Origin of the sequence: Isoptericola sp. NPDC057191, assembly GCF_042670225.1 — a bacterium.
Taxonomy (GTDB): domain Bacteria; phylum Actinomycetota; class Actinomycetes; order Actinomycetales; family Cellulomonadaceae; genus Isoptericola.
Genome location: NZ_JBHUWC010000004.1, coordinates 1 through 25,800, shown reverse-complemented (window position 1 = coordinate 25,800; position 25,800 = coordinate 1). Strand labels below are relative to the sequence as shown.

General features: G+C 72.3%; 24 protein-coding genes and 1 tRNA gene. 15 read left to right on the top strand and 10 right to left on the bottom strand.

The window, feature by feature from the left end:
* Positions 1-68: 68 nt before the first annotated feature.
* Together ACFT55_RS01495 and ACFT55_RS01490 are read left to right on the top strand one after the other, a co-directional pair.
* On the top strand, positions 69-971 hold the full coding sequence (locus ACFT55_RS01495) for a GNAT family N-acetyltransferase (protein WP_380240754.1): 903 nt from the start codon (positions 69-71) through the stop codon (positions 969-971).
* Positions 968-1,777 (top strand): alpha/beta hydrolase, encoded by an 810-nt coding sequence (locus tag ACFT55_RS01490; RefSeq protein ID WP_380240752.1) that lies wholly within the window; start codon positions 968-970, stop codon positions 1,775-1,777. The genes ACFT55_RS01495 and ACFT55_RS01490 overlap by 4 nt, the downstream gene beginning before the upstream one ends.
* A gap of 33 nt (positions 1,778-1,810) precedes the next feature.
* Here ACFT55_RS01490 and ACFT55_RS01485 read toward each other — a convergent pair whose 3' ends face one another.
* Together ACFT55_RS01485 and ACFT55_RS01480 are read right to left on the bottom strand one after the other, a co-directional pair.
* Positions 1,811-4,471, bottom strand: a complete 2,661-nt coding sequence (locus tag ACFT55_RS01485; protein ID WP_380240750.1) for a polysaccharide lyase family 1 protein — start codon at positions 4,469-4,471, stop codon at positions 1,811-1,813.
* A gap of 244 nt (positions 4,472-4,715) precedes the next feature.
* On the bottom strand, positions 4,716-5,588 hold the full coding sequence (locus tag ACFT55_RS01480; protein ID WP_380240748.1) for a hypothetical protein: 873 nt from the start codon (positions 5,586-5,588) through the stop codon (positions 4,716-4,718).
* 215 nt (positions 5,589-5,803) lie between these two features.
* Here ACFT55_RS01480 and ACFT55_RS01475 point away from each other — a divergent pair, with 215 nt between their 5' ends.
* Positions 5,804-6,382, top strand: coding sequence for a dihydrofolate reductase family protein (locus ACFT55_RS01475; protein WP_380240746.1), 579 nt, complete (start codon positions 5,804-5,806; stop codon positions 6,380-6,382).
* A 40-nt stretch (positions 6,383-6,422) separates the two neighbouring features.
* Here the strand turns inward: ACFT55_RS01475 and ACFT55_RS01470 are convergent, their stop codons facing one another.
* Complete coding sequence (locus ACFT55_RS01470; protein ID WP_380240744.1) at positions 6,423-7,028, bottom strand: TetR/AcrR family transcriptional regulator; 606 nt, start codon at positions 7,026-7,028, stop codon at positions 6,423-6,425.
* Between the two features lie 138 nt (positions 7,029-7,166).
* Between ACFT55_RS01470 and ACFT55_RS01465 the strand changes: the two genes are divergently transcribed.
* Together ACFT55_RS01465 and ACFT55_RS01460 are read left to right on the top strand one after the other, a co-directional pair.
* Complete coding sequence (locus ACFT55_RS01465; protein ID WP_380240742.1) at positions 7,167-7,916, top strand: SDR family oxidoreductase; 750 nt, start codon at positions 7,167-7,169, stop codon at positions 7,914-7,916.
* A 45-nt stretch (positions 7,917-7,961) separates the two neighbouring features.
* Entirely contained in the window at positions 7,962-8,864 is a 903-nt protein-coding gene (locus tag ACFT55_RS01460) for an NADP-dependent oxidoreductase (protein ID WP_380240740.1), read from the top strand.
* Between the two features lie 110 nt (positions 8,865-8,974).
* On the opposite strand, the gene ACFT55_RS01455 is transcribed toward ACFT55_RS01460, so the two are convergent.
* Positions 8,975-9,340 (bottom strand): MmcQ/YjbR family DNA-binding protein, encoded by a 366-nt coding sequence (locus ACFT55_RS01455; protein WP_380240738.1) that lies wholly within the window; start codon positions 9,338-9,340, stop codon positions 8,975-8,977.
* Positions 9,341-9,343: 3 nt separating this feature from the next.
* A complete protein-coding gene (locus tag ACFT55_RS01450; RefSeq protein WP_380240736.1) occupies positions 9,344-10,192 on the bottom strand; it encodes a helix-turn-helix domain-containing protein in 849 nt (282 codons plus the stop codon).
* Between the two features lie 62 nt (positions 10,193-10,254).
* On the opposite strand from ACFT55_RS01450, the gene ACFT55_RS01445 reads away from it, so the two are divergent.
* Positions 10,255-10,776 (top strand): Ohr family peroxiredoxin, encoded by a 522-nt coding sequence (locus tag ACFT55_RS01445; protein ID WP_380240734.1) that lies wholly within the window; start codon positions 10,255-10,257, stop codon positions 10,774-10,776.
* Between the two features lie 203 nt (positions 10,777-10,979).
* Here the strand turns inward: ACFT55_RS01445 and ACFT55_RS01440 are convergent, their stop codons facing one another.
* Positions 10,980-11,972 carry a helix-turn-helix transcriptional regulator gene (locus ACFT55_RS01440; protein ID WP_380240732.1) on the bottom strand — a complete coding sequence of 331 codons (993 nt, stop codon included), beginning with the start codon at positions 11,970-11,972 and terminating at the stop codon, positions 10,980-10,982.
* A gap of 62 nt (positions 11,973-12,034) precedes the next feature.
* On the opposite strand from ACFT55_RS01440, the gene ACFT55_RS01435 reads away from it, so the two are divergent.
* Complete coding sequence (locus ACFT55_RS01435; RefSeq protein ID WP_380240730.1) at positions 12,035-13,147, top strand: epoxide hydrolase family protein; 1,113 nt, start codon at positions 12,035-12,037, stop codon at positions 13,145-13,147.
* Between the two features lie 108 nt (positions 13,148-13,255).
* On the opposite strand, the gene ACFT55_RS01430 is transcribed toward ACFT55_RS01435, so the two are convergent.
* Positions 13,256-13,339, bottom strand: a tRNA-Leu gene (locus ACFT55_RS01430).
* Positions 13,340-13,601: 262 nt separating this feature from the next.
* Here ACFT55_RS01430 and ACFT55_RS01425 point away from each other — a divergent pair.
* Genes ACFT55_RS01425 through pknB form a run of 7 tightly spaced genes read left to right on the top strand, consistent with a single transcriptional unit; the run spans position 13,602 to position 22,888 of the window.
* Positions 13,602-14,321, top strand: coding sequence for an FhaA domain-containing protein (locus tag ACFT55_RS01425; protein ID WP_380240728.1), 720 nt, complete (start codon positions 13,602-13,604; stop codon positions 14,319-14,321).
* Positions 14,322-14,331: 10 nt separating this feature from the next.
* The gene (locus ACFT55_RS01420) at positions 14,332-14,838 is read left to right on the top strand and encodes an FHA domain-containing protein (protein WP_380240725.1); all 507 of its coding nucleotides are present in this window, start codon (positions 14,332-14,334) and stop codon (positions 14,836-14,838) included.
* 7 nt (positions 14,839-14,845) lie between these two features.
* Entirely contained in the window at positions 14,846-16,216 is a 1,371-nt protein-coding gene (locus tag ACFT55_RS01415) for a Stp1/IreP family PP2C-type Ser/Thr phosphatase (RefSeq protein WP_380240723.1), read from the top strand.
* Positions 16,213-17,757, top strand: coding sequence for an FtsW/RodA/SpoVE family cell cycle protein (locus tag ACFT55_RS01410; protein WP_380240721.1), 1,545 nt, complete (start codon positions 16,213-16,215; stop codon positions 17,755-17,757). Before ACFT55_RS01415 ends, ACFT55_RS01410 begins: the two co-directional genes overlap by 4 nt.
* Positions 17,754-19,223 carry a peptidoglycan D,D-transpeptidase FtsI family protein gene (locus ACFT55_RS01405; RefSeq protein WP_380240719.1) on the top strand — a complete coding sequence of 490 codons (1,470 nt, stop codon included), beginning with the start codon at positions 17,754-17,756 and terminating at the stop codon, positions 19,221-19,223. The genes ACFT55_RS01410 and ACFT55_RS01405 overlap by 4 nt, the downstream gene beginning before the upstream one ends.
* Positions 19,220-20,851, top strand: coding sequence for a protein kinase (locus tag ACFT55_RS01400; RefSeq protein ID WP_380240716.1), 1,632 nt, complete (start codon positions 19,220-19,222; stop codon positions 20,849-20,851). Before ACFT55_RS01405 ends, ACFT55_RS01400 begins: the two co-directional genes overlap by 4 nt.
* Positions 20,852-22,888 carry a Stk1 family PASTA domain-containing Ser/Thr kinase gene (gene pknB, locus ACFT55_RS01395; protein WP_380240714.1) on the top strand — a complete coding sequence of 679 codons (2,037 nt, stop codon included), beginning with the start codon at positions 20,852-20,854 and terminating at the stop codon, positions 22,886-22,888.
* 50 nt (positions 22,889-22,938) lie between these two features.
* Here pknB and ACFT55_RS01390 read toward each other — a convergent pair whose 3' ends face one another.
* Together ACFT55_RS01390 and ACFT55_RS01385 are read right to left on the bottom strand one after the other, a co-directional pair.
* A complete protein-coding gene (locus ACFT55_RS01390; protein WP_380240712.1) occupies positions 22,939-23,619 on the bottom strand; it encodes an aminodeoxychorismate/anthranilate synthase component II in 681 nt (226 codons plus the stop codon).
* An 88-nt stretch (positions 23,620-23,707) separates the two neighbouring features.
* Positions 23,708-24,439, bottom strand: a complete 732-nt coding sequence (locus ACFT55_RS01385; RefSeq protein WP_380240710.1) for a DUF881 domain-containing protein — start codon at positions 24,437-24,439, stop codon at positions 23,708-23,710.
* Between the two features lie 132 nt (positions 24,440-24,571).
* Here ACFT55_RS01385 and ACFT55_RS01380 point away from each other — a divergent pair, with 132 nt between their 5' ends.
* Positions 24,572-24,838, top strand: a complete 267-nt coding sequence (locus ACFT55_RS01380; protein WP_380240708.1) for a cell division protein CrgA — start codon at positions 24,572-24,574, stop codon at positions 24,836-24,838.
* 69 nt (positions 24,839-24,907) lie between these two features.
* Here ACFT55_RS01380 and ACFT55_RS01375 read toward each other — a convergent pair whose 3' ends face one another.
* Positions 24,908-25,588 (bottom strand): rhomboid family intramembrane serine protease, encoded by a 681-nt coding sequence (locus ACFT55_RS01375; RefSeq protein ID WP_380240706.1) that lies wholly within the window; start codon positions 25,586-25,588, stop codon positions 24,908-24,910.
* Positions 25,589-25,800: the final 212 nt, after the last annotated feature.

Genomic DNA, 25,800 nt, shown 5'->3' with positions numbered 1-25,800 from the left:
CCGGACAACCGTCGCCTCCAGCGACGAATACGGGTGACGGGTGCGCGGCCCGCCGCTAGCGTGCGCGCATGGACGAACGAACCCCGGCCTGGGAGCTCACCGAGGACCCGCAGGCGTTCCTCGACGCCGTCGCCGGTGTGCTGGCCGCCGACCCGGTGCGCGCGACGATCGTCGCGTCCACGGCGGACCGGCTGGCCGCCCGCGCCGCGCGGGGCGAGCCGGCACCCGAGCACCCGCACTGGTTCGCGATCGCCCGGGCCGCGGACGGAGAGGTCGTCGGAGCCGCGATGCGCACGGCCGCCACGCCGCCGCACCAGGCGCACCTCATGGCGATGGAGCCGGACCTAGCCACGTCGCTGGCGGACATGCTCCTGGCCCGCGGCGAGATGGTCCCTGCCGCGAACGGTGCCCAGGTGCCGGTCCACGCCTTCCTCGAGCGGATGCGCGCACATGCCGGCGGCGACCTGGTCCTCGCGCGCCCGACCCGCCTGTTCGAGCTCGGCACGCTGGTCCCGCCCGCGCGGACGCCCCCCGGCGGGCCACGGCCGGTGAGCGCGGCCGAGGTCGACGTCGTGCACGGCTGGTTCGGCGACTTCGGCGCCGCCGCCGACGAGCAGGCCGGACGTGCGCCCGGCACGACCGACGCGCGACCGACGCGCGACACGGTGGAGCGCCGGGTGACCGGCCAGAAGCTGTGGTGGTGGGAGGTCGACGGCGCACCCGTCTCGCTCGTGGGTGTCGTCGGCCCGTCCCTCGGTGTGGCCCGTCTCGGCCCGGTCTTCACCCCGGCGGCGCACCGCGGGCGCGGGTACGCAGGCGCACTGGTCGCGCACGTGTCGGCCCTGCTGCGCGACCGCGGGGACCGGGTCTGCCTGTTCACCGACCTGGAGAACCCGGTGTCGAACGCCCTGTACCAGCGGCTCGGCTACGAGCCGGTGGTCGACATGGGCGAGCTGCGGATCGCGTCGTGAGCGAGGGGCCGGGCACCGTCCCCGACGTCGCGGCGCTGCGCCGCGGCGCCCGCGAGCGCGCCCTGGCCCGACCTCCGCGCGCCTTCGCGGGTGTCGTCGAGGAGCTCGCTCCCACCGGCCGGGCGTGGCGCCGGTACACGCCGGACCGGCGGGCCCCGGGCGCGGCGGCCGTGTTCCTGCACGGCGGGTACGGGCTGTTCGGCGACCTCGACCTCCAGGACGGCTGGTGCCGGCGGGCTGCCGAGGCGCTCGGCGTCGTCGTCGTGTCGGTGGACTACCGCCTGGCGCCCGAGGCGCGGCTGGACGACGCCGTGGAGGACGCGGTGGCGGCCGTCGAGATCCTCGCGGACGAGGGATTCGACCGGCTGTACCTGGACGGCGACTCGGCGGGCGGTGCCGTCGCGACGCTCGCCGCTCTGCACAGCCGGCGTCCGCTCGCCGGTCTGCTGCTCACCAACCCGAACCTGGACCTGTCGCTCGCGACGTACGACGACGCGCTGCCGGGCGGCCCTGGCCGGGAGCTGTCGGCGTACGCGATGCGGGCGTGGACCGGCGTCGAACCTGCCGCCGCGCCGCGGCTGCACCGGTCCGCGCGGGGGCTGCCGCCGACGGTGGTCGCGGTGGGCACGCTGGACTCGCTGCTGCCGGAGGCGCGGGACCTGGCCGCGGCCTGTCGACGCGAGGGTGTGCCCTGTCGCCTGGTCGAGCTGACCGGCGCGGAGCACGGGTTCGTGGGCTCGGAGCGGGCGGGCGAGGTGCTCGCCGCGGCCGCGGACTTCTTCGGCCTCGGCGAGCACCTGCCCTGACCTGCTCCCGTCCCGCACGCAGGGCGGTCCGGGTCAGCCGAAGGTCACCTCCAGCGTGCCGTCCGCGGCGAACGACCAGTCCAGCGCGCCGGCGTAGGCCCCGCAGCCGCCGGTACCGTTCCAGGCGTTGGTGCCGTCGTCGGTGCCGGACAGCTTGTCGTCCGAGCCGCCGCCGCAGGAGACGTTCCCGCTGAAGAGGTGAGAGCCCTCGTCGAACGCGAAGTTGCGCTCCTCGTTGCCGACGCCCACGTTGTCGGTCACGGTGATCGACCCCGGGTTGCTGTTGTAGGTGAACCCGTGGTGCCCGTTGTCGTACGCGATCGAGTCCCTGATCACGTGGTCCACCGGGATGTCGGAGCCGCCCAGCTTGAAGCCGTTGCGGTCGCCGCTGCCGGCCTGCGAGCCGTCGGACAGCGTCCCGTTCTCGTACGACAGCGAGTGCTCGATCGTCACGACGCCGATCGGGCCGGTGTCGGTCTTGGCGTACAGGTCCCAGCCGTCGTCGATGTTGTGGTGGGACACGCAGTCGCGGAACACGTTCCCCTCGCCCACGGTCAGCTTGGCCGCGAACCCGTCCGCGTCCTCGCCGTCGGAGTCCACGTTGTCGTGCGACTCCGAGCTGAGCACCAGGTTGTCCGCCGGCCACTCCGCCTTCGGCGCGCCCGCGACGAGCCGGGCGATCTGCAACCCGGTGTCCGCGTTGCCGCGGGTCACGACCCGCTCGATCACGTTGTCGTCGCCGCCGAGCAGGATGCCGTTGTCGCCCGCGTTCTGCACGGTGATCCCGTACACGTGCCAGAAGTTGCCGCCGATGGCGAGGCCACGGTTCGACGGGTCCTCCGCCTGGGCGGAGAAGTCGAGCACCGGCGTCTCGCCCGGGTAGGCGGCGAGGACCGTGCGCGCCGCCGCGGTGCCGTCGTCGCCCGGCTCGATCGTCAGGGTCTGGGCCAGGTCGTAGCGTCCGCCGCGCAGGAAGATCTGCCCGCCGGGCTCGACGGCGTCGATCGCCGCAGCGACCGTCGTCGGGTCCGCCGCGGTGCCGGCGGCGGAGGCCGAGCCGTCCGGGGCGGCGTAGATCGCACCGCTCGCGGGGGTCGGGCCACCGGTCGGCGGGTCTGTCGGGTCCGTGGGATCGGTCGGGTCCGTGGGATCGGTCGGGTCCGTCGGGTCGGTCGGGTTCGTCGAGCCCCGGCCGGCGTAGGTCTCGAGCTCAGCCACCTTCGGTGTACCGGAGGCGCCGGTGATCTCGAGGTCGAGCTTGCTGAGCGTGGTGGTCGGCAGCGCGACGGCTCCCGCCCGGGTCCCGGTGGCCAGCACGGCCCCGGTGTCGTGGTCGACGATGCGGAACCCGGTGATGGTGCCGGCGGAACCGGCCGCCTCGACCACGTTCACCTGCGACACGCTCTGCGCGGTGGCCCACTTGACGGACACGCGGCCCGTCGTGCCGGAGGGTGACCAGAAGGTGGCCGGGTCACCGTCGACGACGTTCCCGTAGCTGGTGCCCGAGGCCTTGCTCGACCCGTCGGCCCCCGCGCCGAGGCTGAGGTTGGTGCCGCTCGGCGGGTCGGTCGGGTCGGTCGTCGGGTCGTCGGTGGGCTCGGGGGTGGGCTCGGGGGTGGGCTCCTCGGTCGGGTCCGGCGTCTGTGCCTCGCACGACCCGTCGGAGACCTGGAGGCCCTTGCCGGCGCCGGCCGTCGCGTCGACGACGTCGGGTACGCAGCTCGCGTCGTCGAGCGTGTACGCGTAGGGCACGGACACCGTCGTCGTCGACGTCGGGTTCGGACCCGCCGGGTGGGTGTCTTCGCCGGGAGCCGACCAGGTCACGTTGTCGAAGGTGTTCCCGGAGACCTGCCAGTAGCCGGGCAGGTCGGTGTAGAACGTGCCGAGCACGTCCTTCGAGTCCTCGAAGTAGTTGTTGTCGACCTTGGCCTTGCCGCCGGCACGGGCGTTGATGCCTGACTCGTGGATGTCCACGTAGTGGTTGTTGTAGATGTGTGCCGTCGCCCCGCGCAGCAGGGGGAGGCGCGAGTCGATGTTCTCGTAGAGGTTGTGGTGGTAGGTGACGGGCCCGTTCTCGAGGTCGCTGTCGCTCGACCCGACGAGTCCGCCGCGCCCCGAGCCGCGCAGGATGCTGTAGGAGAGCGTCACGTACCTCGTGTCGGCCTTCATGTCGAAGAGGCCGTCGTAGCCCTCGGACTCGCCGCCGGACGCCTCCAGCGTCACGTGGTCCACCCACACGTTCGACACGCCGGACTCCATGCCGATCGCGTCGCCGCCGTTGGACGTGGGGGAGCCCGACTTCTTGACGTTCCGGACGGTGACGTTCTGGATGATGACGTTGCTGGACTCGCGCAGGTGGATGCCGAGCTGGTCGAACGTGGCCCCGGACCCGACACCCACGAGCGTGACGTTGCTGATCTGCTTCAGCTCGATGACGCCGTCCGCGGTGTTGCAGCTGTCCCCGGAGACCTTGCTGGTGTTGGCGTGGTTGATCGTGCCCTCGACCTGGATCGTGATCGGGGTGTCGTCGGCGGCGCGCCGGCACAGCGCCTCGTGGATCTGGGTACCGGTCGTGGCCTTCACGACGGCGCCACCGGCACCGCCGGTCGTACCGCCGTTCTGGGTGGCGAACCCGGTCACGCCGCCTGTCGCGGCCTGGGCGCCGGGGAGCGTCAGGGCAGTCACTCCGATCACGGCGGCCAGGGATGTCGTCACCCCCGCCGCGAGGAGTCGTCGCGCAGCATGTCGGTTCATCGTCGTTGCCTCACCTTCGTCGTCGAACGCGGGACTTTCACCGGGTGCACGGGGTGCGCCAGCCAGCGCGCACCCGCCCTTCCCGACCGTCGTTGGTCATGGGGAAGGTCACAGCAACCGGTTTCCGACACTAGAGACCGGTTTCTCGCTGCGCAACCCCATGCCGCGTCCATCGCCGTGAGAGTCAGCGCCGGGGCGCCCCGGCTGCCTGGAGGGCGTCGCGCCGGGCCAGCCCGGCCAGCAGGTCGGCGACCTGGACGCGCGCGTCGCGGCGCGAGTCCACCTGCCGCACGCCGAGGAGCGGCGGCGGGGCGGGAGCGACCGCCACGGCGAGGGCGGCCGCCAGGAGGGTGGTGCGCTGCGGGGTGAGCGCGCTCTGCTCGTCGTGCACGACGGCGACCGACCGGCGGCCGTCGCTCCACCGCAACGCCGTCGCGGCCAGCGCAGGGACGAGCGGTTCCAGCGGGGGCGGCACCGCGGGGTCGCCGTCCAGCAGGCGCTCCAGGACGGTGACGACACCGGCGCAGGTGAGGCCCGCGAGCTCCGGCACGTCCGCCGGGACGACGGCGAGGAACCGGTCGACCGCTCCGCCGTCCACGCGCCGCCGGTGCTTGAGCCGTGTCATCGCGACGAACGCGGCGAGCACGTCGGCGCGCTCCCGCAGCACGTCGGCCGACACCCCGTGGTCGCGGCCGAGGGGAGTGCCGTCGAGGTACGACGGCGTCCCGGTCAGGAGGTCCAGCACCCGCGCCGCGAGGTGGCCGCGCTTGTCCACGACGTGCACCGTGGACCGTCCGTCCAGCGCGTCGCGGAACCACGCCACCGCTTCCGGCTGCCCGGGCCGCAGCAGCAGGTGTGCCTTGTGCTCCGTCGTCCCGCGGTGGTGGAACCGCGTCCGCAGCGTGCCCAGCAGCTCCGCCGCGTCCGCCTCGCCGAGGTCCACCGCCGCGTGCACGATCACCGGCGACGCCGGGTCCAGCAGGTTCGTGCCGGAGAACCCCGACTCGTCGCACGCGACCTCGACGACCTGCGCGGTCTCGCCGGTGGGCACGGTCATGGGGTCATCGTGGGCCGGACACCACCGAGCGCACCAGCGGATACCTTCCCCACCACGACCCGCGCCTCGCCGGCCCCTGGTCGAAGGACCGAACCGGTGCGGTGACCCTAGTCTTGGGGCGTCGTCGCAGGTGCCGGGCTTGCGACCGCCCCCTGACCAGCCGGCGACGCGTCCGGTGCTCTCCCACGACTCGTCGGACCGCGAAGGAGAATTGCATGCGCAAGCTCGTGTACTACGTGGCCACGACTCTCGACGGCTACATCGCCGGCCCCGACGGGGGCGACCCCAGCGGCGCGGAGTTCTTCCCGATCACACCGGACGTCGTCCAGTTCATCGTCGAGCACTTTCCCGAGACCCTCCCCGGCCCGGCCCGCCAGGCGATGGGCATCGACGCGCCCGGGCGGGCGTTCGACACCGTCCTCGAAGGCCGGGCCTCGTACGAGGTCGGGCTCGCCGCCGGGATGACCGACGCGTACCCCCACCTGCGCCACCTCGTCTTCTCCAGCACGTTGGAGAGCCGTGATCCTGCCGTCGAGATCGTCCGTGACAACGCCCTGGACCGGGTGCGCGCGCTCAAGGCCGAGGACGGCCTGGACCTGTGGCTGGTGGGTGGCGGCAAGCTCGCGCACGCGCTGCTGCCGGAGATCGACCGGCTCGTCCTCAAGCAGAACAGGTCGGTGATCGGGTCGGGCATCCCGCTCTTCGACGGCCCGTTCCAGCCGCACCTCTTCCAGCCGGCCGAACAGGTCACGCTCTCCTCGGGCGTGCAGGTCCTCACCTACGACCGCGCCTGACCCGTCCGGGTCACAGCAGGTCCCGCCCGCATCCAGGTCCTCACGCGTGCTTGATCGCACGCAGCGCGATGTCGGCGGAGGCGCGCAGGCTGGCGCGGTCCACGCCGGCCGCCGCATGGACCGCGTGCCCCTCGCTCACGGCCATGACGAACCGCGCCAGGTCGGTGGCGTCGGTCCCGACGGGCAGGTCGCCCTCGACGACGGCGCGGGCGAACCGCTCAGCCATCGCTCGTTCGCCGCGCAGGCGGCTCTGCGCCAAGAACGCTGCGGCCCGTCCGTCGTCGCCGCCCGCGGCCAGGCCTCCCTGGACCGAGAGGCAGCCGGACGGGCGGTCGGGGCGGGTGAGCGCCTCGACGTTGGCGTGCAGGAAGGCGCGGGCGACCTCGTAGGCGGTGGGCTCCTGGAGCGCCTGACGGGCGTAGGCCATGTCGACCTCGGCATAGCGGCTCACCGCGCGGTGGAAGAGCTCCTCCTTGCTGCCGAACGCCGCGTACATGCTGGGCCGGTTGATCCCCATCGCGGCCGTGAGCTGTGCCAGCGACGCGCCCTCGTAGCCGTGCCGCCAGAACACCTCGATCGCGCGATCGAGCGCCTCCTCGACGTCGAACTCGCGGGGCCTGCCCCGCCTGCCGTCTGCGTCGGTCACCGCATCCCCTCCCGCGTTCTGTACCGCACCGTACAGAGATCCGCCGCCCTCGGAATACCGGGACCCGCACGCGACTTATGTACCGCACGATACATAAATAGCCCCGGCCTGACGCCAGGGCAGAGCGAGGGAGAAGTCGTGGGAGAGTTCGACGGCAAGACGGTGCTGGTCACGGGAGCGACCTCGGGCATCGGTTTGGCCACCGCGCAGCGGTTCGCGCGCGAGGGTGCCCACGTCTTCCTCACGGGCCGCCGCCAGACGGCCCTGGACGAGGCGGTCGCCTCGATCGGGGACGGCGCGACCGGCGTGCGGGGCGACGTCGCCGACCTGGCGGACCTCGACCGGCTGGTGGCCGCGATCGAGGAGCGGGGGGCAGGTCTGGACGTCGTGTTCGCCAACGCCGGCGGCGGAGGGTTCGCCTCGCTGGAGGAGATCTCCTGGCAGCACTATGCCGACATCTTCAACGGGAACGTCGGCGGGACGCTGTTCACCGTGCAGAAGACGCTGCCCCTGCTCAACCCCGGGGCGTCCGTCGTGATCACCAGCTCGAACATCGACGTCAAGGGCAGCCCGAGCTTCAGCGTGTACGCCGCGAGCAAGGCCGCCCTCCGGTCGTTCGCGCGCAGCTGGGCAGCCGAGCTGGTCGGACGCGGGATTCGCGTCAACACGGTGGCGCCCGGCCCGATCAGGACGCCCGGCCTGAGCGGGCTCGCGCCCGACGCCGCGGCGTCGGAGCAGCTCCTCGCGGGCCTGGCCAGCGGCGTGCCGGCCGGACGCCTGGGGACGCCCGACGAGGTCGCCGACGCGGTGCTCTTCCTGGCATCGCCGCGCAGCTCCTACATCACGGGCACAGAGCTGTACGTCGACGGAGGCGCCAGCCAGGTCTGACCGGACCGCCCCACACTTCTCACCACCAACGAATGGAGGCTCGTGATGACTCACGCTGTTGCCCTGACCCGATTCGGCTCTCCCGAGGTGCTGCGCCCGGCAGATGTCCTCGTGCCCGCTCCAGGCCCAGGCCAGATCCGGGTGGCCCTGCGCCTCGCCGGCGTCGGCCCGACCGACCTGGCGCTGCGGTCGGGGAGGCTCAAGGCCTTCGGCGCCCACGAGGGCACCGTGCTCGGTTTCGAGGGCGCGGGCACCGTCGAGTCCGTCGGGTCCGGCGTGGACGACGTCGGGCCAGGAGACGAGGTGGCGGTCTTCCTCCCCGGCCTCGGCGGCTACGCAGCGCTCGCCGTCGCCGACTTCTGGGTCCGCAAGCCCGCCACCGTCTCCTGGGAGGACGCCGCGGCGCTCCCCGCGTCCGGCGAGGCCGCCGTCAGGGTGCTCGACCTGGTCTCCGTCGGCGAGGGCGACACCCTGCTGGTGCTCGGCGCGGCGGGTTCGGTCGGCACCATCGTGACGCAGCTCGCCATCGCCCGGGGCGCCACCGTGATCGCCGCCGTCCGACCGGCGGACTTCGCCACCGTGGAGGGCTGGGGTGCGGTCCCTGTCTCCTACGGCCCGAACCTCGTGGCGGACGTCCGCGCCCGTGCACCGCACGTCGACGCGGTGGTCGACGCCGCGACCCGTTCCGAGCTCCGCGATGCGATCGCTCTGGCCGGCGGCCCCGAGCGGGTCGTCACCCTGAGCAACGCGAGCGGGCCGGCTCTCGGCGTGCCGCTGTCCGGGCCGAGGCCGGAGGGCATCGTCGGCGCGCTGTCGGAGGCGATGAGCCGTCTCGCCGACGGGAGCCTGGCGCTCCGGTCGCGCACCGTGGTCCCGCTCGACGCAGCGGCCGACGCGCACCGACGGCTCGAGGCGGGCGAGCGCTCGAAGTTCCTGCTCGCTCCCTGACGCTCGCCCCGGCGCCACGACCGGATGAGATGCGGAAGGCCCCGGTCTCTCGACAGTCCACCGTCCGGTCCCGGCCGGCGAGGAAGATCGCGATGGCGTGGCGCCGCCGGTCAGCCGTCGTGCGGGCCGGCGGGATGGGCGAGGTCGTAGGCACGGGAGAGCTTGCGTGGGACGACCATCCGCCAAGCATCGACGACGAGCTCGCGCGCCTCGGTCGGGTCCAGGGCCGCGAGGTCGGCGTGGACCCAGTTGAAGCGCAGGTCCGACTCCGCGGGGAGCTGGAAGGTGCGGGGATCCCCTCCGACCAGCGCTGCCCGTTCTTCCTTCGGGAAGGCGAAACCCATCACTGTCTCGTCCAGGGAGAAGGCCACGTAGACCATCTGACCGACGCGGAACTTCAGCCGCCCCCGCACGTAGACCTCGGAGGAACGCTCGAGCTGTGTGCCCAGCGCTCGAACGTCGTCGACGGCCGCCATGGTTCAGTTCCCTTCCTGGCCCACCGTTCCTGAGGCGGCCGATGGTTTCGGTGAGCTGTCGTCGGAGGCTGCCAGCTCTTGGAGGCGGGCGGCGCTGAGGGGGTCGGCGGGGAGGAAGGTCTCGATGGCGAGGCTTGCTGCGGTGACCTCGAGGGGGGCTCCGATGGTGGCGATCAGGGTGAACAGGCGGACGTTGCCGCGGCGGGTGCGGAGGTCGAGAGTGACCATCGGCTGGGTGGCGGCCCTGGGTGCTTGGTGGGGTAGGTAGGACTCGACCTCATCGACCAGCTCGGCCAGGGCCCCGTCGGCGTTGTCGCGGCTCTGGCGTCTCAGCTGGTGGATCAGTGGGGCGCTGCACGCGGCCGTCATCGACGAGATGCTGGGGATGCCACCGGGATGCACCGACAGCCGTAACAGGTTGACGGGCGGTTTCAGCAGTTCGGGGTCCACCCCGGCCCAGAGCAAGGACGCCGCGTCGTTGGCGTCGATCAGGTTCCACAGTCCGTCGACGATCAGCGCCGGGTGAGGCATGTGTGCGTCGAGCAGCTGGTGCAGGGATTCGCGCAGCGGCCGCAACGTCTCGGATTCGTACGACTTCTCCAGGTAGATCGGCGCGAACCCACCGGCCAGCAGGAGACGGTTGCGTTCGGCCATCGGCAGGTCGAGCTGGTTGGACAGATGGACCAGCAGCTGCCGGCTGGGCTGGGCACGCCCGGTCTCGACAAAGCTGAGGTGCCTGGTCGACATCTCGGCCTGGAGGGCTAGGTCGAGCTGACTCAGGCGCCTGTGCACCCGCCAGAAGCGGACGAGCTCGCCGACGGCCTGTGGCTCGTCACGAAGTTCTGCAGTCATCGCGGTCGCATTCTTCGGGTGCGGTGGTCACGCCAGTGTGGCGCGCTCACAGGCGAGCGGCCATGACCAGTCAGGTCATGCGGGTTGCTGTACCTAGGAGGTCATGGCGGCTGCCACGGACGGTGGTGATCGTTGACAGCGTTCCCCGGTACACCAGGACGGAAGGTCAGAACATGAACCCGACGTACACCGGCGTCGCCACGTCATCTGGACGCGACGCCCGCGCTGTCAGCTCGGACGGACGGCTGGACGTTCAGCTCGCGCTGCCCAAGGAGATGGGTGGAACAGGCGACGGCGTCAACCCTGAGCAGCTCTTCGCCGCGGGCTGGGCGGCCTGCTTCTCCACCACGATGGGTCTCATCGCCCAGAGCAGAGGCCTCGACGCCAAGGACGTTGCGGTCACTGCCGAGGTCAGCCTCGTGCCGACCGGGCCGGGCTTCACGCTCGCCGCCACACTGCGGGCCGAGCTCCCCGAGCACCTGGCCGGCGACACCGGCAAGACCCTGCTGGAGGCAACACACCGTTCCTGCCCGTACTCCTTGGCCACCCAGGGGAACGTGCCGGTCGAGATCGTCGTCGAGTGAGCAGTCTGGGTCGATGGGTCGTCGAGCGGCGTCAGGTCGGGCGGCTCGCCCGCCGTCCGCACGAACGCTGCGGGGAGCACGGCGACCTGGGTGACGACGAGAGCGGCGAGGACGACGGCGAGCAGGCCACGGGCCCGTGCCGTCGCCCACAGCCGGATCGTACGTGGGTGGTTCCGGAAGCTCGCTGACCAGCACGTCCGCGACTAGGGCACCGGTGCCAGGCACACCCGGTCGGAGGTGGGTGGGGTCGAGCGCGCGTAGCGCGCGGTCAGACGGCGGAGATGTGCGACGAGCTCCGGCGGTCCGGTGACGTCGAAGTCCGCGTCGAGCAGTCCCAGGTACGCGCCGAGCGTCTCCACGGTGTCGGCTCCGGTGTCCAGCACGCACGTCTGCTCGTCGATGCGTTCGACGACGCCCACCGCCGGGCTGATCCGTTCGCCCACCACCTCGGCAGGGGCGTGCACGGTGACCCGCGTCCGGTATCGCCAGGCGGCGGCGGAGACCCGGCTCGACACGTACGCCGCGACGTCGTCGGGCAGCTCCCGCGGGGCGAACCGCGGACCGGTCGGGATGCGCGGCCGCATCCGGTCGACGCGGAAGGTCCGCCAGTCGTCCCGGTCCAGGTCCCACGCGAAGAGGTACCAGCGGCGGCCCCAGTTCACCAGCCGGTACGGCTCGACGGCGCGGACGGTGGCCGCGCCGGAGTGGTCCGCGTAGTCGAACCGGAGCCGCTCGCGGTCGCGGCAGACGGCGGCGAGCGTCGTCAGGACCTCCGTGTCGACGGTCGGTCCTGCGTCGTCGTGGGGCACCGGCACCGTGTAGGTCTGCAGGGCGCCGACCCGGCGGCGCAGCCGGGATGGCAGCACCTGCTCCAGCTTGGCCAGCGCCCGGAGCGACGCCTCCTCGATCCCCGCGATGGCGCCACCCGTCGCCGTGCGGAGTCCGACGGTGACCGCGACCGCCTCGTCGTCGTCGAGCAGCAGCGGCGGCAGGTTCGCACCCGCGCCGAGGCGGTAGCCGCCCACGTTCCCGCGTGTGGCCACGACCGGATAGCCGAGGTCCCGCAGACGCTGGACGTCGGCGCGCACGGTCCGCCCGCTCACCCCGAGCCGCCGGGCCAGCTCGGGACCGGCCCAGTCGCGCGGGAGCTGGAGGAGCGAGAGCAGGCGCAGGAGCCGCGCAGAGGTTTCCGACATGGCCCAAGATTCGCATTCCATGAGGAAGCAAGTCTTCCTCATGGGCCGACAGAGTGGGATCCATGGACATCAACGAGTACCGCATCGACATCCCCCAGGCCGACCTCGATGACCTCGACCAGCGCCTCTCCCGCGTGCGCTGGACCAACGAGCTGCCCGACGGCGGCGCCGACTACGGCGTGTCGCTCGAGTACCTGCAGGGTCTGGTCCGGCGCTGGCGCGAGGAGTACGACTGGCGCGCCTGGGAGGCGCGGCTCAACCGGTACCCGCAGTTCACCACCACCATCGACGGGCAGAACGTGCACTTCATGCACGTCCGCTCACCCGAGGCGGGTGCGACTCCCCTGCTGCTGACGCACGGCTGGCCGACGACGGTCGTCGAGTACCTGGACGTGATCGACCGCCTGAGCGACCCGCGAGCCCACGGCGGCGACCCGGCCGACGCCTTCCACCTGGTGATCCCGTCGGTCCCCGGCTTCGGCTTCTCGGGCCACACCACCGACCGGGGCTGGAGCCGGTACCGGATCGCGAAGGCGTGGGCCGAGCTGATGCACCGCCTCGGGTACGAGCAGTACGGCGCTCACGGCAACGACGGCGGCTCCCTCATCTCGCCCGAGGTCGGGCGCTGCGACCCCGAGCACGTCCTCGGGGTGCACGTGACCCAGGTCTTCTCGTTCCCGTCCGGCGATCCCGCCGAGCTGGAGAACCTGTCGCCGGAGGACCGGAAGAACGTCGAGTTCCTGTCGTGGTGGCTGGAGAACGGCGGTGCGTACGACAAGCTGCAGTCGACCGCCCCGCAGACGCTCTCGCACGCGCTCGCGGACTCGCCCGTGGGACAGCTCGGCTGGAACGCACAGCTGCTCGGCCCGAACCTCGACCCCGACTACGTGCTCACCAACACGATGATCTACTGGCTCACCAACACGGCGGCGTCGTCCGCGCGCCTCTACTACGAGGACTTCCACGCCACGGACAAGCCGACCGAGCCGACCACCGTGCCGCTGGGGCTGGCCAACTTCGCCTGGGACTTCCACTCGATCCGCGCGTTCGCCGAGCGGGACCACAAGAACATCGTGTCGTGGAACGTCTACGACACGGGTTCCCACTTCGCGGCCCACGACGCGCCCGACCTGCTGGTCGACGACATCCGCGGGTTCTTCCGCAGGCTGCGCTGAAGCGTCAGGTCGGCCGTCGACCTCTGAAACGACGAAAGTCCCGGCCGAGTTGAACTCGACCGGGACTTTCGTCTTGTGGGCTCCCGACTACCCGGGAACCTCCTCACGTGCGCGAGGGGGGAGTTGAACCCCCACGCCCTTTCGGGCACACGGACCTGAACCGTGCGCGTCTGCCTATTCCGCCACTCGCGCGTGCCGCAGAACATTAACACGGCGCAGGGGGTAGCCCCCAATCGCCTCCGGCCCGTCCGGACGCGCCCTGGCGAGGGTCGGTTCCCGCGCAGGTCGGCGGCGGGTCAGGAGGGCGCGCCGTCACCTCGCCGTGACCTGCTGGTCGCGGTTCTGCGCCGAGCGTTCGCAGGAAATCCACACCGCGCGGAGGAGTGGTGCTGCGGCCCTGCCTACGATCTAGATAGTCTGCCCGCGAACGAGTGGGCCGACGGGAGGAGGTGGCATGGGCGCCCTGGAGCGCTTCGAGAAGAGCGTCGAGCGCGTGATGAACAACGCGTTCGCGAAGGTGGGACGCAACAGCGAGATCAAGCCGGTCGAGCTGGCGAGCCGGCTGCGGCGCGAGGTCGACGACCGCGCCGCCGTCGTCGGGCGCGACCGCACGGTCGTCCCGAACGAGTTCACGATCGAGCTGTCGACCGCGGACTTCTCCCAGATCGACGCCTGGGGTGCGGAGACGATGGCCGACGAGCTCGCCACGAACCTCACCGAGTACGCGGCGTCGCAGCACTACGCCTTCGTGGGCCCGGTCAGCGTCTCCTTCGAGGAGCACGAGGACATCTCCGCCGGACGTTTCGAGCTCCGCTCGGCCACCGTGCGCGGCAACGTCGCGCCCGCCACGTCGGCCGCGCCGTCCACGCGCCACCCGCTCATCGACATCGACGGGCAGCGGTACCTGCTCACCGGCCCCGTCACGGTCATCGGCCGCGACGCCGAGGCCGACATCGTCGTCGACGACCCGGGCGTCTCGCGCCGCCACCTGGAGATCCGGGTGACGCCGGACGGCGTCGTCGCGACCGACCTCGGCTCCACCAACGGCCTGTTCGTCGAGGGCCACCAGGTGCCTGCGGCCACCCTGCTCGACGGCAACACCCTCACGATCGGCCGTACCCGCATCATGTTCTGGACCGGCAGCGCCTCCGGCCAGCAGACCGAAGGCTGGTGATCCCCCCAGGATGAGTGAGCTGACGATCACCCTGCTGCGGCTGGGCTACCTGGTGCTGCTCTGGGTGTTCGTGCTCTCCGCGATCGCGGTGCTGCGCCGCGACCTGGCACCCCGGGGCACCCCGCGCGCCTCCCGCGCGGACCGGCGACGCACGGACCCGGCCCCGGCCGCCCCCGCCGCGACACCCGCCGGCGCGGCCGCGGCTCCCGCGCCCCCGCGCCGTTCCGGCCCCACGCGCCTGGTCGTCACGACCGGCCCGCTGACCGGCACCACGCTCCCGTTGTCCTCCGCGTCGATCCTCATCGGCCGGGCTCCGGGCTGCACCCTCGTGCTCGACGACGACTACTCGTCGTCGCGGCACGCCCGCATCTTCCCGCAGGGCGACCAGTGGTACGTGGAGGACCTCGGATCGACGAACGGCACCTTCATCGGGGACACCCAGGTGTCGGGGCCGCAGCCGCTGGCGCCGGGCGTCGGCGTGCGGATCGGCCAGTCCGTCGTCGAGCTCCAGGGGTGACTGCTCCGTGACCCTCACCCTGCGCTACGCCGCACGGTCCGACGTCGGCCTCGTGCGCTCCAACAACCAGGACTCCGCGTATGCCGGACCGCACCTCCTCGCCGTCGCCGACGGCATGGGCGGGCACGCGGGCGGCGACGTCGCGTCGCGGCTGGCCATCGCCGCGCTCGCGCCCCTCGACAGCACCGAGCACGGGCCCGAAGAGGCCCTGACCGACCTCGAGCACACGGTCGAGCGCGCACGCCAGGACCTGGTGCGCGCCAGCGACGCCGACCCCGAGCTGGTCGGCATGGGCACCACCGTCACGGCCCTGCTGCACACCGGCACCACGCTGGTCATGGCCCACCTCGGCGACTCGCGCGCGTACCTGCTGCGCGACGGCCGCCTCACCCAGGTCACGGTGGACCACACGTTCGTGCAGCACCTCGTCGACACCGGCCGCATCTCGCCGGAGGAGGCGGAGCACCACCCGCAGCGCAACGTCGTCATGCGGGTGCTGGGCGACTTCGACGTCGACCTCACGCCCGACATGTCCGTCCGGGAGGCGCGCGCCGGCGACCGGTGGCTGCTCTGCTCCGACGGCCTGTCCGGCTTCGTCACGCCCGAGCAGATCACCGAGGTGCTCGCCGAGACGCCCTCGCCCGACGACGCCGCCGACCTGCTGATCACGCTGTCCATGACGGCCGGCAGCACCGACAACATCACGGTGATCGTCGCCGACGTCGTGGACGACGACGCGTCGACCACCCAGGAGTCCGTCGCTGCCGTGCCGGTCGAGGGCGTCACCGTCCCGCAGGTGGTGGGCGCGGCCGCGACCGGCGAGCTCCCCGACGTCCTCACGACCCCGGTGGAGACCTCCGAGAGCACGCCCGCGGCCACCGACCCGGACGACGACGAGGACGACGAGGACCCCGACGACGAGGCCGACGACACCGACGCCCGCCCGCGCCGCCGCCGACGTCCGTGGCTCACTGCCCTCGTGGTGCTCGTCGTCCTCGGCGGCGTCGGGTACGGCCTGTGGTGGGCCTACGGGTGGACGCAGCAGCAGTACTACGTCGGGGTCGCCGACGGCGAGGTCGCCGTCTACCAGGGCATCCCGGCCAGCGCCGGCCCCATCACGCTCTCCACCGCGGTGGAGCTCACCGGCACCCCCGTCTCCGACCTGCCGGACTACTGGACCGAGCGGCTCGACGGCTCCATCCGCGCCTCCTCGGAGGCCGAGGCACGCGAGCGCGCGGACCGGCTCATCGCCGAGGCCGCACCCGAACCGACGCCGTCCCCCACTCCGACGCCGTCGCCGACACCGAAGGCCACGCCGTCCAGCACACCCAGCCCCAAGGCCACGGCCACGAAGGCCGGCGGGGGGTCGAAGGGGTGAGCGCCGCCGCCGTCGAGACTCCCGCCGCTCGCACCGTCGAGCCGACGGAGCGCCGCCCCGCACGCCTGGCCGAGCTGTTCCTGCTGATCCTCGCCCTCACGGCCGGCATCACTGCCTTCGCCATGGTCGGCCGCAGCGTCACCGGCTCCCTGCCGACCGAGTTCTGGCCGGTCAGCATCCTGCTGGTCGTCGTCGCGCTCGCCGGGCACGTCGTCCTGCGGCTGCGCGCCCCGTGGGCGGACCAGGTGATCCTGCCCGCCGTCGTGCTGCTCAACGGGCTCGGCCTCGCGATGATCCTGCGGCTCGAGCTCGCAGGCATGGCCGGCGCGAACGCCTGGGCACAGATGATGTACACGGTGCTAGGCGCCGTCATCGCGATCCTGCTCATCTGGTTCCTGCGCGACCACCGCTGGATCCGCCGCCTCACCTACACGGCGATGCTGGTAGGCCTGGCGCTGGTGCTGATGCCGCTCCTGCCCGGCATCGGCACCGAGATCAACGGCGCGCGCATCTGGGTCAACATCGCCGGGTTCTCGCTGCAGCCCGCCGAGTTCGCCAAGATCGCGTTCGCGATCTTCTTCGCCGGCTACCTGGTGACGAACCGCGACACCCTCGCCCTCGCGGGCAAGAAGGTGCTCGGCCTCCAGCTGCCCCGCATCCGCGACCTCGGCCCCATCATCATCGTGTGGGCCGCGTCCCTGGCGGTCCTCGTGCTGGAGCGCGACCTCGGCACGTCCCTGCTGTTCTTCGGCCTGTTCGTCGCGATGCTGTACCTCGCCACCGAGCGGTTCAGCTGGGTGCTCATCGGCCTCGTGCTGTTCGCCGCCGGCGCCGTCCTCGCGACGAGCGTGTTCTCGCACGTGGCCGCGCGCATGGAGGTGTGGCTGCACCCGTTCGACGCCGAGCTGTACTCGTCGGGCGCGTCGTACCAGATCGTCCAGGGCACGTTCGCGATGGCGGCCGGCGGCCTGTTCGGCACCGGCTGGGGCGAGGGGTACCCCTACAAGGTCCCGTACGCCTTCTCCGACTTCATCTACTCGTCGCTGGGCGAGGAGCTGGGCCTCACCGGCCTGCTCGCGATCCTCATGGCGTACCTGCTCATCGTGCAGCGCGGCCTGCGGACCGCGGTCGCCGTGCGCGACGGCTTCGGCAAGCTGCTCGCCGGCGGTCTCGCGTTCGTCATGGCGCTGCAGCTGTTCGTCGTCGTCGGCGGCATCACGCGCATCATCCCGCTCACGGGTCTGACGCTGCCGTTCATGGCGCAGGGCGGGTCCTCGCTGCTGGCCAACTGGATCGTCATCGCGCTGCTGCTACGCATCTCGGACAACGCCCGTCGCCCGTCCGCGCTGCCCGTGCGCGGCACGGTCGCGCAGGGCGCCGCGATGCACGACCCGATCGTCGTCGGCGCCTACGACGAGTCCAGGTCGGGCACCGGCACCCCGGCGGGCGGCACCCCGGTGCGGCGGTCCGTCACCGGCTCCGACCACCCGACAGAGGCGCTCGAGCCTTTCCGCGACACCCGAGAAGGTGAGCAGCAGTGAACACGACCCTGCGCCGGCTGGCGGGCGTCGTCATGGTCATGTTCCTGGCGCTCATGGTGTCGACCACGTGGATCCAGTTCTTCCACGCCGACGAGCTGAACAACGACACCCGCAACGTCCGGTCGATCTACGCCGAGTACGGGCGCGCCCGCGGCCCGATCGTCGTGGGCGGCGAGGCGGTCGCGCTGTCCAAGCCGGTCGACGACGAGTTCGGCTACCAGCGCAAGTACGTCGACGGCCCCTTGTACGCCCCGCTCACCGGCTACTTCTCGCTGGTCAGCGGTAAGTCGAAGATCGAGAGCACGGAGAACGACTTCCTCAACGGGCAGGCCGACGCCCTGTGGATGGACCGGGTGCGCAACCTGCTCACAGGGAGCGACCCGGAGGGCTCGTCGGTCGAGCTCACGATCAACGCGAAGGCGCAGAAGGCCGCGTCGGAGGCCCTGGGCGACCAGCGCGGCGCCGTGGTGGCCGTCGAGCCGTCCACCGGCAAGATCCTCGCCATGGTGTCGAACCCGACCTTCGACCCGAACGACCTCGCCACCCACAACACCAAGAAGGCCAACGACGCTTACGAGAAGCTCGCCAACGCCGACGACGACCCGCTGCTGAGCCGGGCGACGTCCTGGCTCTACCCGCCCGGGTCGACGTTCAAGCTGGTGACGGCGGCGACCGCGATCGAGAGCGGCGACTACACCGAGGACACCCAGATCGACGCGCCGGTCACCTACACGCCGCCCGGCACCACCAGGTCGATCCCCAACTACGGCGGCGAGGCGTGCTCGTCCACCGGCAAGATGTCGCTCGCGGACGCCCTGCGGATCTCCTGCAACACCGCGTTCGCGCAGCTCGGCGTCAAGCTCGGCAACGAGGCGATCTACGACCAGGCGAACCAGTTCGGCTACAACAGCCCGTTCGAGGTGCCGTTCAGCACGTACAAGAGCATTTTCCCCGCCCCTGACGACGAGCGCTGGGCGCCCGCGTTCGAGGCGACCGCCGCCATCGGGCAGTGGGACGTCCAGGCGACGCCGCTGCAGGTCGCGATGATCTCGGCCGCGATCGCGAACGGGGGCGAGATGATGGCGCCGTACTCGGTGGACACCATCCGCGACCCGCAGCTCGAGGTCGTGCAGCAGACGTCCCCGCACCGGCTCGAGCAGTCGATCTCGAAGTCCACAGCGGACCAGCTGACCGACATGATGGTGGGCGTCGTCGACTCCGGGACGGGCACCGCCGCTCAGATCTCCGGCGTCAAGGTGGCCGGCAAGACCGGGACCGCCCAGCACGGCGACACCACCAAGACCAAGCCGCACGCCTGGTTCACCGGTTTCGCTCCCGCCGACGACCCGAAGGTCGCCGTGGCCGTCGTCGTCGAGGACGGCGGGTCGACCGGCTCCGAGGCCACCGGTGGCCGCGTCGCGGCGCCCATCGCCAAGGCCGTCATGGAAGCGGTGCTGAACGGATGAGGCCGAGCACGGGGCTCGCGCTGGGCGAGCGGTACCGCCTCACGCGCCAGATCGCGGTGGGCGGCATGGGCGAGGTCTGGGTGGCCGACGACGGCTACCTAGGGCGCGAGGTCGCGGTCAAGGTGCTCCGGGAGGAGTACACGGGCAACGAGGACTTCCTGCGCCGCCTGCGGACGGAGGCGCGCAACAGCGCGGCCCTGTCGCACCCGAACATCGCCCAGATGTACGACTACGGCGAGCAGGACGGCGCGGGCTACCTCGTCATGGAGCTCGTGCTCGGCGAGCCGCTGGCCGACCTCCTGGAGCGCGAGCCCGTCGTCGCGCCGCGCAAGCTGCTGCCGATCCTCGCCGCCACCGCCCGGGGCCTGCACCACGCGCACCTGGCGAAGGTCGTGCACCGCGACGTCAAGCCCGGCAACATCCTGCTGGAGCACGGCGGCAGCGTGAAGATCACCGACTTCGGCGTCTCCCTGGCCGCCAACCAGGCCCCGATGACGGCCACCGGCATGGTCATGGGGACCGCGCAGTACCTGTCGCCGGAGCAGGCGGTGGGGCAGCCGGCGACGGCGGCCTCGGACGTCTACGCGCTCGGGGTCGTCGCGTACGAGGCCACGGCGGGCAAGCGCCCCTTCACCGGCTCGACGCCGGTCGACATCGCGGTGGCGCACGTCAACGCGCCCGTACCGCCCCTGCCCACGCACGTGCACCCCGGGCTCGCGGACGTCATCGGCCGCATGCTCGAGAAGGACCCGTCGCGCCGGCCCGAGTCCGCCGCCGCGCTCGCGAGCGAGCTCGAGGCGCTCGCCCGCGAGATCGCGGAGGACCCGCTGGGCGCGCGGTCGCGGTCGGCCCGTCGCGTCGCCGCCGCGGCGCGGCAGAGCGCGCGCCCGCCGCGTGCCGTCCCCGCGCACGCCGCCCCGACGCCGCGACCCTCCACCCCGCCGTCCACCGCGATGCCCGTGACCTGGGCGTCCGTCGGGTCGGCCGACGACGCGCGCCACGCCGCGGACGGACCGACGACGCCGGAGGCGCGGGCGGAGGCCGATCCGGCCGTCGCCCCGACCGCGCCGCCGTCCGACGACGTCGCGCGCGCGTTCCCGTCGCGCCGGGACGTGCGCGCCGGCTCGCACGACCCCCGCCGACCCGCGGTCCGCAAGGCGCCGACCGCCCCGGCCACGACCCGCACCCGCGCGGGGGCGTCCCGGCCGGACCCGGAGGCGAAGCCCGCCACGCGCCGCACCTCGACGTCCACAGGCCAGCGTTTCGGCCCGCTCGGACGGCTCTCGTGGCCGCTCCTCGCGCTGCTCGGCCTGCTGGTGGTGCTGCTGCTCGCCACGCTGGTGCAGGCGATGGCCGCCGGTGCCGACGACCAGGCCGCGGCGGCGGTCCTCCTCGGCCCGGCCCTCACCCTCACGGGCGGCCGGCTCGCACCACTCACCACCCGCCCGACGGCACGGCGCGCGACGCGGCGCACCGTGCAGGGCACGAACCAGGGCACGCCGTGCGTACCGCGCGACACGTCGCCGTGCCCGACGACCGTTCGCGCGGGCGTCCGTCCCAACTCTGGGATGATGCTCCGAGACACGCCGCGCGCCGCGCGCGCGGCCATGACCAAGAAGGACGACTGAGTGGTGGACAAGACGCCCCGGGTACTCGCGGGCCGGTACGAGGTCGGTGAGCTCATCGGCCGCGGCGGCATGGCTGAGGTACACATCGGGCACGACACGCGCCTCGGTCGCACCGTCGCGATCAAGGTGCTGCGCTCCGACCTCGCGCGCGACCCGTCGTTCCTGGCCCGGTTCCGCCGCGAGGCGCAGTCCGCGGCCGCCCTGAACCACCCCGCCATCGTCGCCGTGTACGACACGGGCGAGGACACGCACACGGACACGCAGGGCGCGTCCGTCCCCATCCCGTTCATCGTCATGGAGTACGTCGAGGGCCACACGGTCCGCGACATCCTGCAGGACGGCGCGGCGGTGCCCATCGAGGAGGCCATCGAGATCACGGCGGGCGTGCTGAGCGCGCTCGAGTACTCGCACCAGGCCGGGATCGTGCACCGCGACATCAAGCCGGCCAACGTGATGATCACGCCCACCGGCGCGGTCAAGGTGATGGACTTCGGCATCGCCCGCGCCATGGCGGACTCCGCCGCGACGATGACGCAGACCCATGCCGTCATCGGCACCGCGCAGTACCTGTCGCCCGAGCAGGCCCGCGGCGAGACCGTCGACGCCCGCAGCGACCTGTACTCCACCGGCTGCCTCCTGTTCGAGCTCCTCACCGGCCGACCCCCGTTCATCGGGGACTCCCCGGTGGCGGTGGCCTACCAGCACGTCGGGCAGGCGCCGCAGCGTCCGAGCGAGCTCGCGTCGGACGTGCCGGAGGTCCTCGACCGCATCACGCTCAAGTCGCTCGCCAAGGACCGCGACGACCGGTACTCGACGGCCGCCGAGTTCCGCGCGGACCTCGAGACGGCGCTGCGCGGCGGGGACGTCACGGCGCCGCTGCTGGGCGCCGCCGCGGCCGGTGCCGCCGCGACCCAGGTCATGGGTCAGGGCGGTGCCACCCAGGTGATGGACCCGGCCGGGGCCTCTCCGTGGGGCGCGACGGCGGTGCAGACCCCGCCGGGCGGCGTGCCGCCGCAGGAGGAGGAGAAGAAGAGCCGCAAGGGCCTCATGTGGACGCTGATCGCGATCGGCGCCATCGCCCTGGCCACGATCATCACCCTGATCATCGTCAACTCCGCCGGCGAGGACACCGTCACCGTCCCGTCGCTGAGCAAGACGATCACCCCCGCCGAGGCCGAGGACCAGATCACCAAGGCCGGCCTCGTCTACCGGCAGGAGATGGACACCGACTCCACGGAGCCGGAGAACACCTTCCTCGGCCAGGACCCGCAGGGCGGCACGGAGGCGGACCGGGGCAGCACCGTCACCGTCACGTTCTCCGCCGGGCCGGACACCGTCGCCGTCCCCGAGCTCTCCGGGCTCACGCAGTCCGAGGCCGAGCAGAAGCTCTCTGACGCGAAGCTCAAGCTCGGCGACGTCTCGCAGGCCAACAGCGCCACGGTCGAGAAGGACCTCGTCATCAGCTCCGACCCGGGCGAGGGCAAGGCGGCGAGCGAGGGCGACTCGGTCGACATCGTCGTCTCCACCGGCCAGGTCGACCTGCCGAACCTCGTGGGGATGTCGGAGAAGGACGCCAAGAAGAAGATCAGCGAGCTCAAGCTCAGCTCGTCCAGCACCACCGAGGAGAGCGACGAGACGCCCGGCACCGTCATCCGGCAGAGCCCGAACGCCGGCCCGGTCACCCAGGGCAGCGACGTCGCCATCGTCATCGCCAAGAAGAAGGCGCCGGACATGACGACGGTGCCCGACGTCGTGGGCAAGGGCGCGGAGGAGGCCCAGACCCTGATGGGCGACTCCCAGCTCACGCCGGACACGACCTTCGCGCCCTCGGACGACGTTCCCGTGGGCTTCGTGATCTCCCAGGAGAAGCCGGCGGGCACTGAGGTGGAGGTCGGGTCCCACGTGGGCATCGTGGTCTCGACCGGCCCGGAGGCCGGGTCCACCCCGACCGACGAGCCGACACCCACGGACACCTCGACGGACGGCGGGGACGACGGCGCGCTGCCCGGCCTCGACCTGGGCGGCGACGACTCCTGAACCACCGGCTCTGACCCGGCGCCGGTCGGCCCTGCCGACCGGCGCTGGGATCAGCCTGCCGTGTGGACCAGCGGCGCCATGCCGTGCGAGCGCTCCACCGCGCCGGCGTCGCCGCACACCGTGAGCCAGTTGGCGAGCAGGCGGTGGCCGCCCTCGGTCAGCACCGACTCCGGGTGGAACTGGACGCCGTGCAGCGGCAGGTCGCGGTGCTGCAGGCCCATGACGACGCCGCTCTCCGTCGCGCCGGTCACCTCGAGCTCGGCAGGCACGGTCTCGGGGAGCACCGCGAGCGAGTGGTAGCGCGTGGCCGTGAACGGGGACGCGAGACCGTCCAGGACGCCCTCGCCGTCGTGCTCCACCAAGCTGGTCTTGCCGTGCATCAGCTCCGGCGCGTGCGCGACGGTGGCGCCGTACACCTCGGCGAGGGCCTGATGGCCCAGGCAGACGCCGAGCATGGGGGTGCGCGACCTGGCGCAGGCCCGGATCACGTCCTCGGACGCGCCGGCCTCCTTCGGCGTGCCGGGGCCGGGGGAGACGAGCACGCCGTCGAACCGCTCGCCGTCCGCGTCCCGGAAGACGCCGTCGGCGTCCGGCTCGGGCACGGCGTCGTTGCGCACGACGACGGTGCGCGCCCCGAGCTGGTCGAGGTAGCCGACGATCGTGTAGACGAACGAGTCGTAGTTGTCGACCACGAGGATGCGCGGCGCGGCGGGGGTGGCGGGAACGGTCATGGCAGAGGGCTCGTCTCGACGGGGGCGGCGGGGGAGGACGCGGGGGCGTGGCGCGTGCGCCATCGCCGGCCCGGGTGCCCGACGCCGGTCACGAGAACACGTCCGTCCCGGCGGGGACCTTGGCGAACTTCATCTCCGAGCTGCCGGTGTAGGCGGGCAGGTCCAGGTCGTCCGACTGCTTGACGGACCAGCCGAGGGCGACCCAGTCGACGTACTGCTTGTAGATGGCGACGCCCGGGTCGGCGTCGAGCGACGCGCGGAGCGCCGTCGGGTCCCCGACGGCCTCGATGACGTACGGCGGGGAGAACACCTTGCCGTGCAGCAGCAGGATGTTGCCGGAGCAGCGGAACGCCGACGTCGCGGTGACGCGCTCGCCCTGCAGGGTCATGGCCTCGGCACCGCCCGCCCACAGGGCGTTGATGACGTGCTGGACGTCCTGCTGGTGCACGACGAGGTCGTCCGGGCGGGCGCCGCTGATGGACTGGCTGGACGCCGGAGCGTCGTCGAGCGCCACGCGCACCCCCGGTCCGCCCACCGGCAGGGCGCCCGTCACGACGGACTCGTCGGCGGCGAGGGCGGCGCTGCGCGTGGGCAGGTCGGCGTTCGCCTTCTTGCCGAGGTCGTCGATCTCGGTCTCGAGCTCGTTCATCCGGTCGGTGAGGTCCGAGACCCGGTCAGACTCCGTCGTGACGAGCTCAGCGAGGTCCTGCGGCTCGCGGCCGTCCTTGCCGTCCGCGAGCTGCGCGCTGGCGGTGAACATGAGCCCGGACGCGGCGAGGACGCACGCGACGGTCGCGCTCGCGCGCAGTCGTCGGTTCATCGCAGTACACCTCAGTCCCGGGCTGTCCTTCTTAAGCCTGCTGACGACTACGCTAGTCGACAGAATCACCGGCGGTGTCAGGCATCCGGCCTACGACCGCCGGACCCGCCCGTCCGGACAGGAGCCCACCCCGTGCCCGAGTCGAAGTCCCGCAAGAAGAAGAGCGCGCCGGTCGAGCAGAGCGCGACCGCGACCCCGAAGGCCAAGGCGCAGGGCAACCCGCCGTGGCTGGTGCCGACGATGCTCACGCTCATGATCGTCGGCCTGGCGTGGATCGTCCTGTACTACCTGACGGCACCCGGGCTCGGCCTGCCGATCCCCGCGCTCGAGGGCTGGAACCTCGCCGTCGGCTTCGTGCTGATCATCGCGGGCTTCGGTCTCACCACGCGCTGGCGCTGACGACCTCGGGCTGACGACTTCCACAGGTGTAGTTCGTTCCACACCTGTGGACAACCCTGTGGGCGAAGCTCAGAGCATCCCCACCGAGGCGTACTTCCACAGGGTCGCGGCGACGAGGACGACGGCGACCCCGGCGGGCAGCAGCCACGCCACGAGCGCCTGCCGCTCGCGTGGCGCGAAGGCGAACCCCGCGCCGACCGCCAGCCCGACGGCGAGGCCGCCGAGGTGCGCCTGCCAGGCGATGCCGCCCACGAAGAACGGGATCGCCATGTTGATGGCGATGAGCGCGACGATCTGACCTGCGCTGCGCCCGGTGCGGCGCAGCACGGGGATGATCGCGCCGAACAGCCCGAACACGGCGCCGGAGGCCCCGACGACGGTCGCGTCCCAGCTGGCGCTGTCAGGGCTCGCAAGCAGCAGGTAGCCGACGGATCCCGCGACCGCGGAGAGCACGTAGAGCGCGATGAAGCGCCCGCGCCCGAACGCCTGCTCGAGGAACGGGCCGGTGAGCCACAGCGCGTACATGTTGAACAGGATGTGCAGGGGGCTCCTGGAGTGCAGGAACGCCGACGTGAGGAACCGCCACGGCTCGTCGAGGCCCAGCGCGGGCTTGAACGCCCAGAGACTGGTCCATCCCGGGTAGACGAGCTGCAGCACCCAGCTCACCACGCAGAGGGCCACGATCGTCAGGGTGACGACGGGCCGCCCGCCGCGCACGGTGCCGCCGAAGATCGTGCGGGTGCTCGGCACGGCCCGCGCGGCCCGGTTCACGCAGTCGACGCACTGGATCCCGACGGCGGCAGGCCGCTGGCACTCGGGGCAGGTCGGCCGTCCACAGCGCTGGCAGCGCACGTAGGAGACCCGGTCAGGGTGTCGCGGGCACACCGGAGGCGCCCCGGCGGGCTGTGCGGGCTGCGGTGCGGGTGGCGGTGTCGAGATGGCTCGGCCCTCCGGGGATCTGT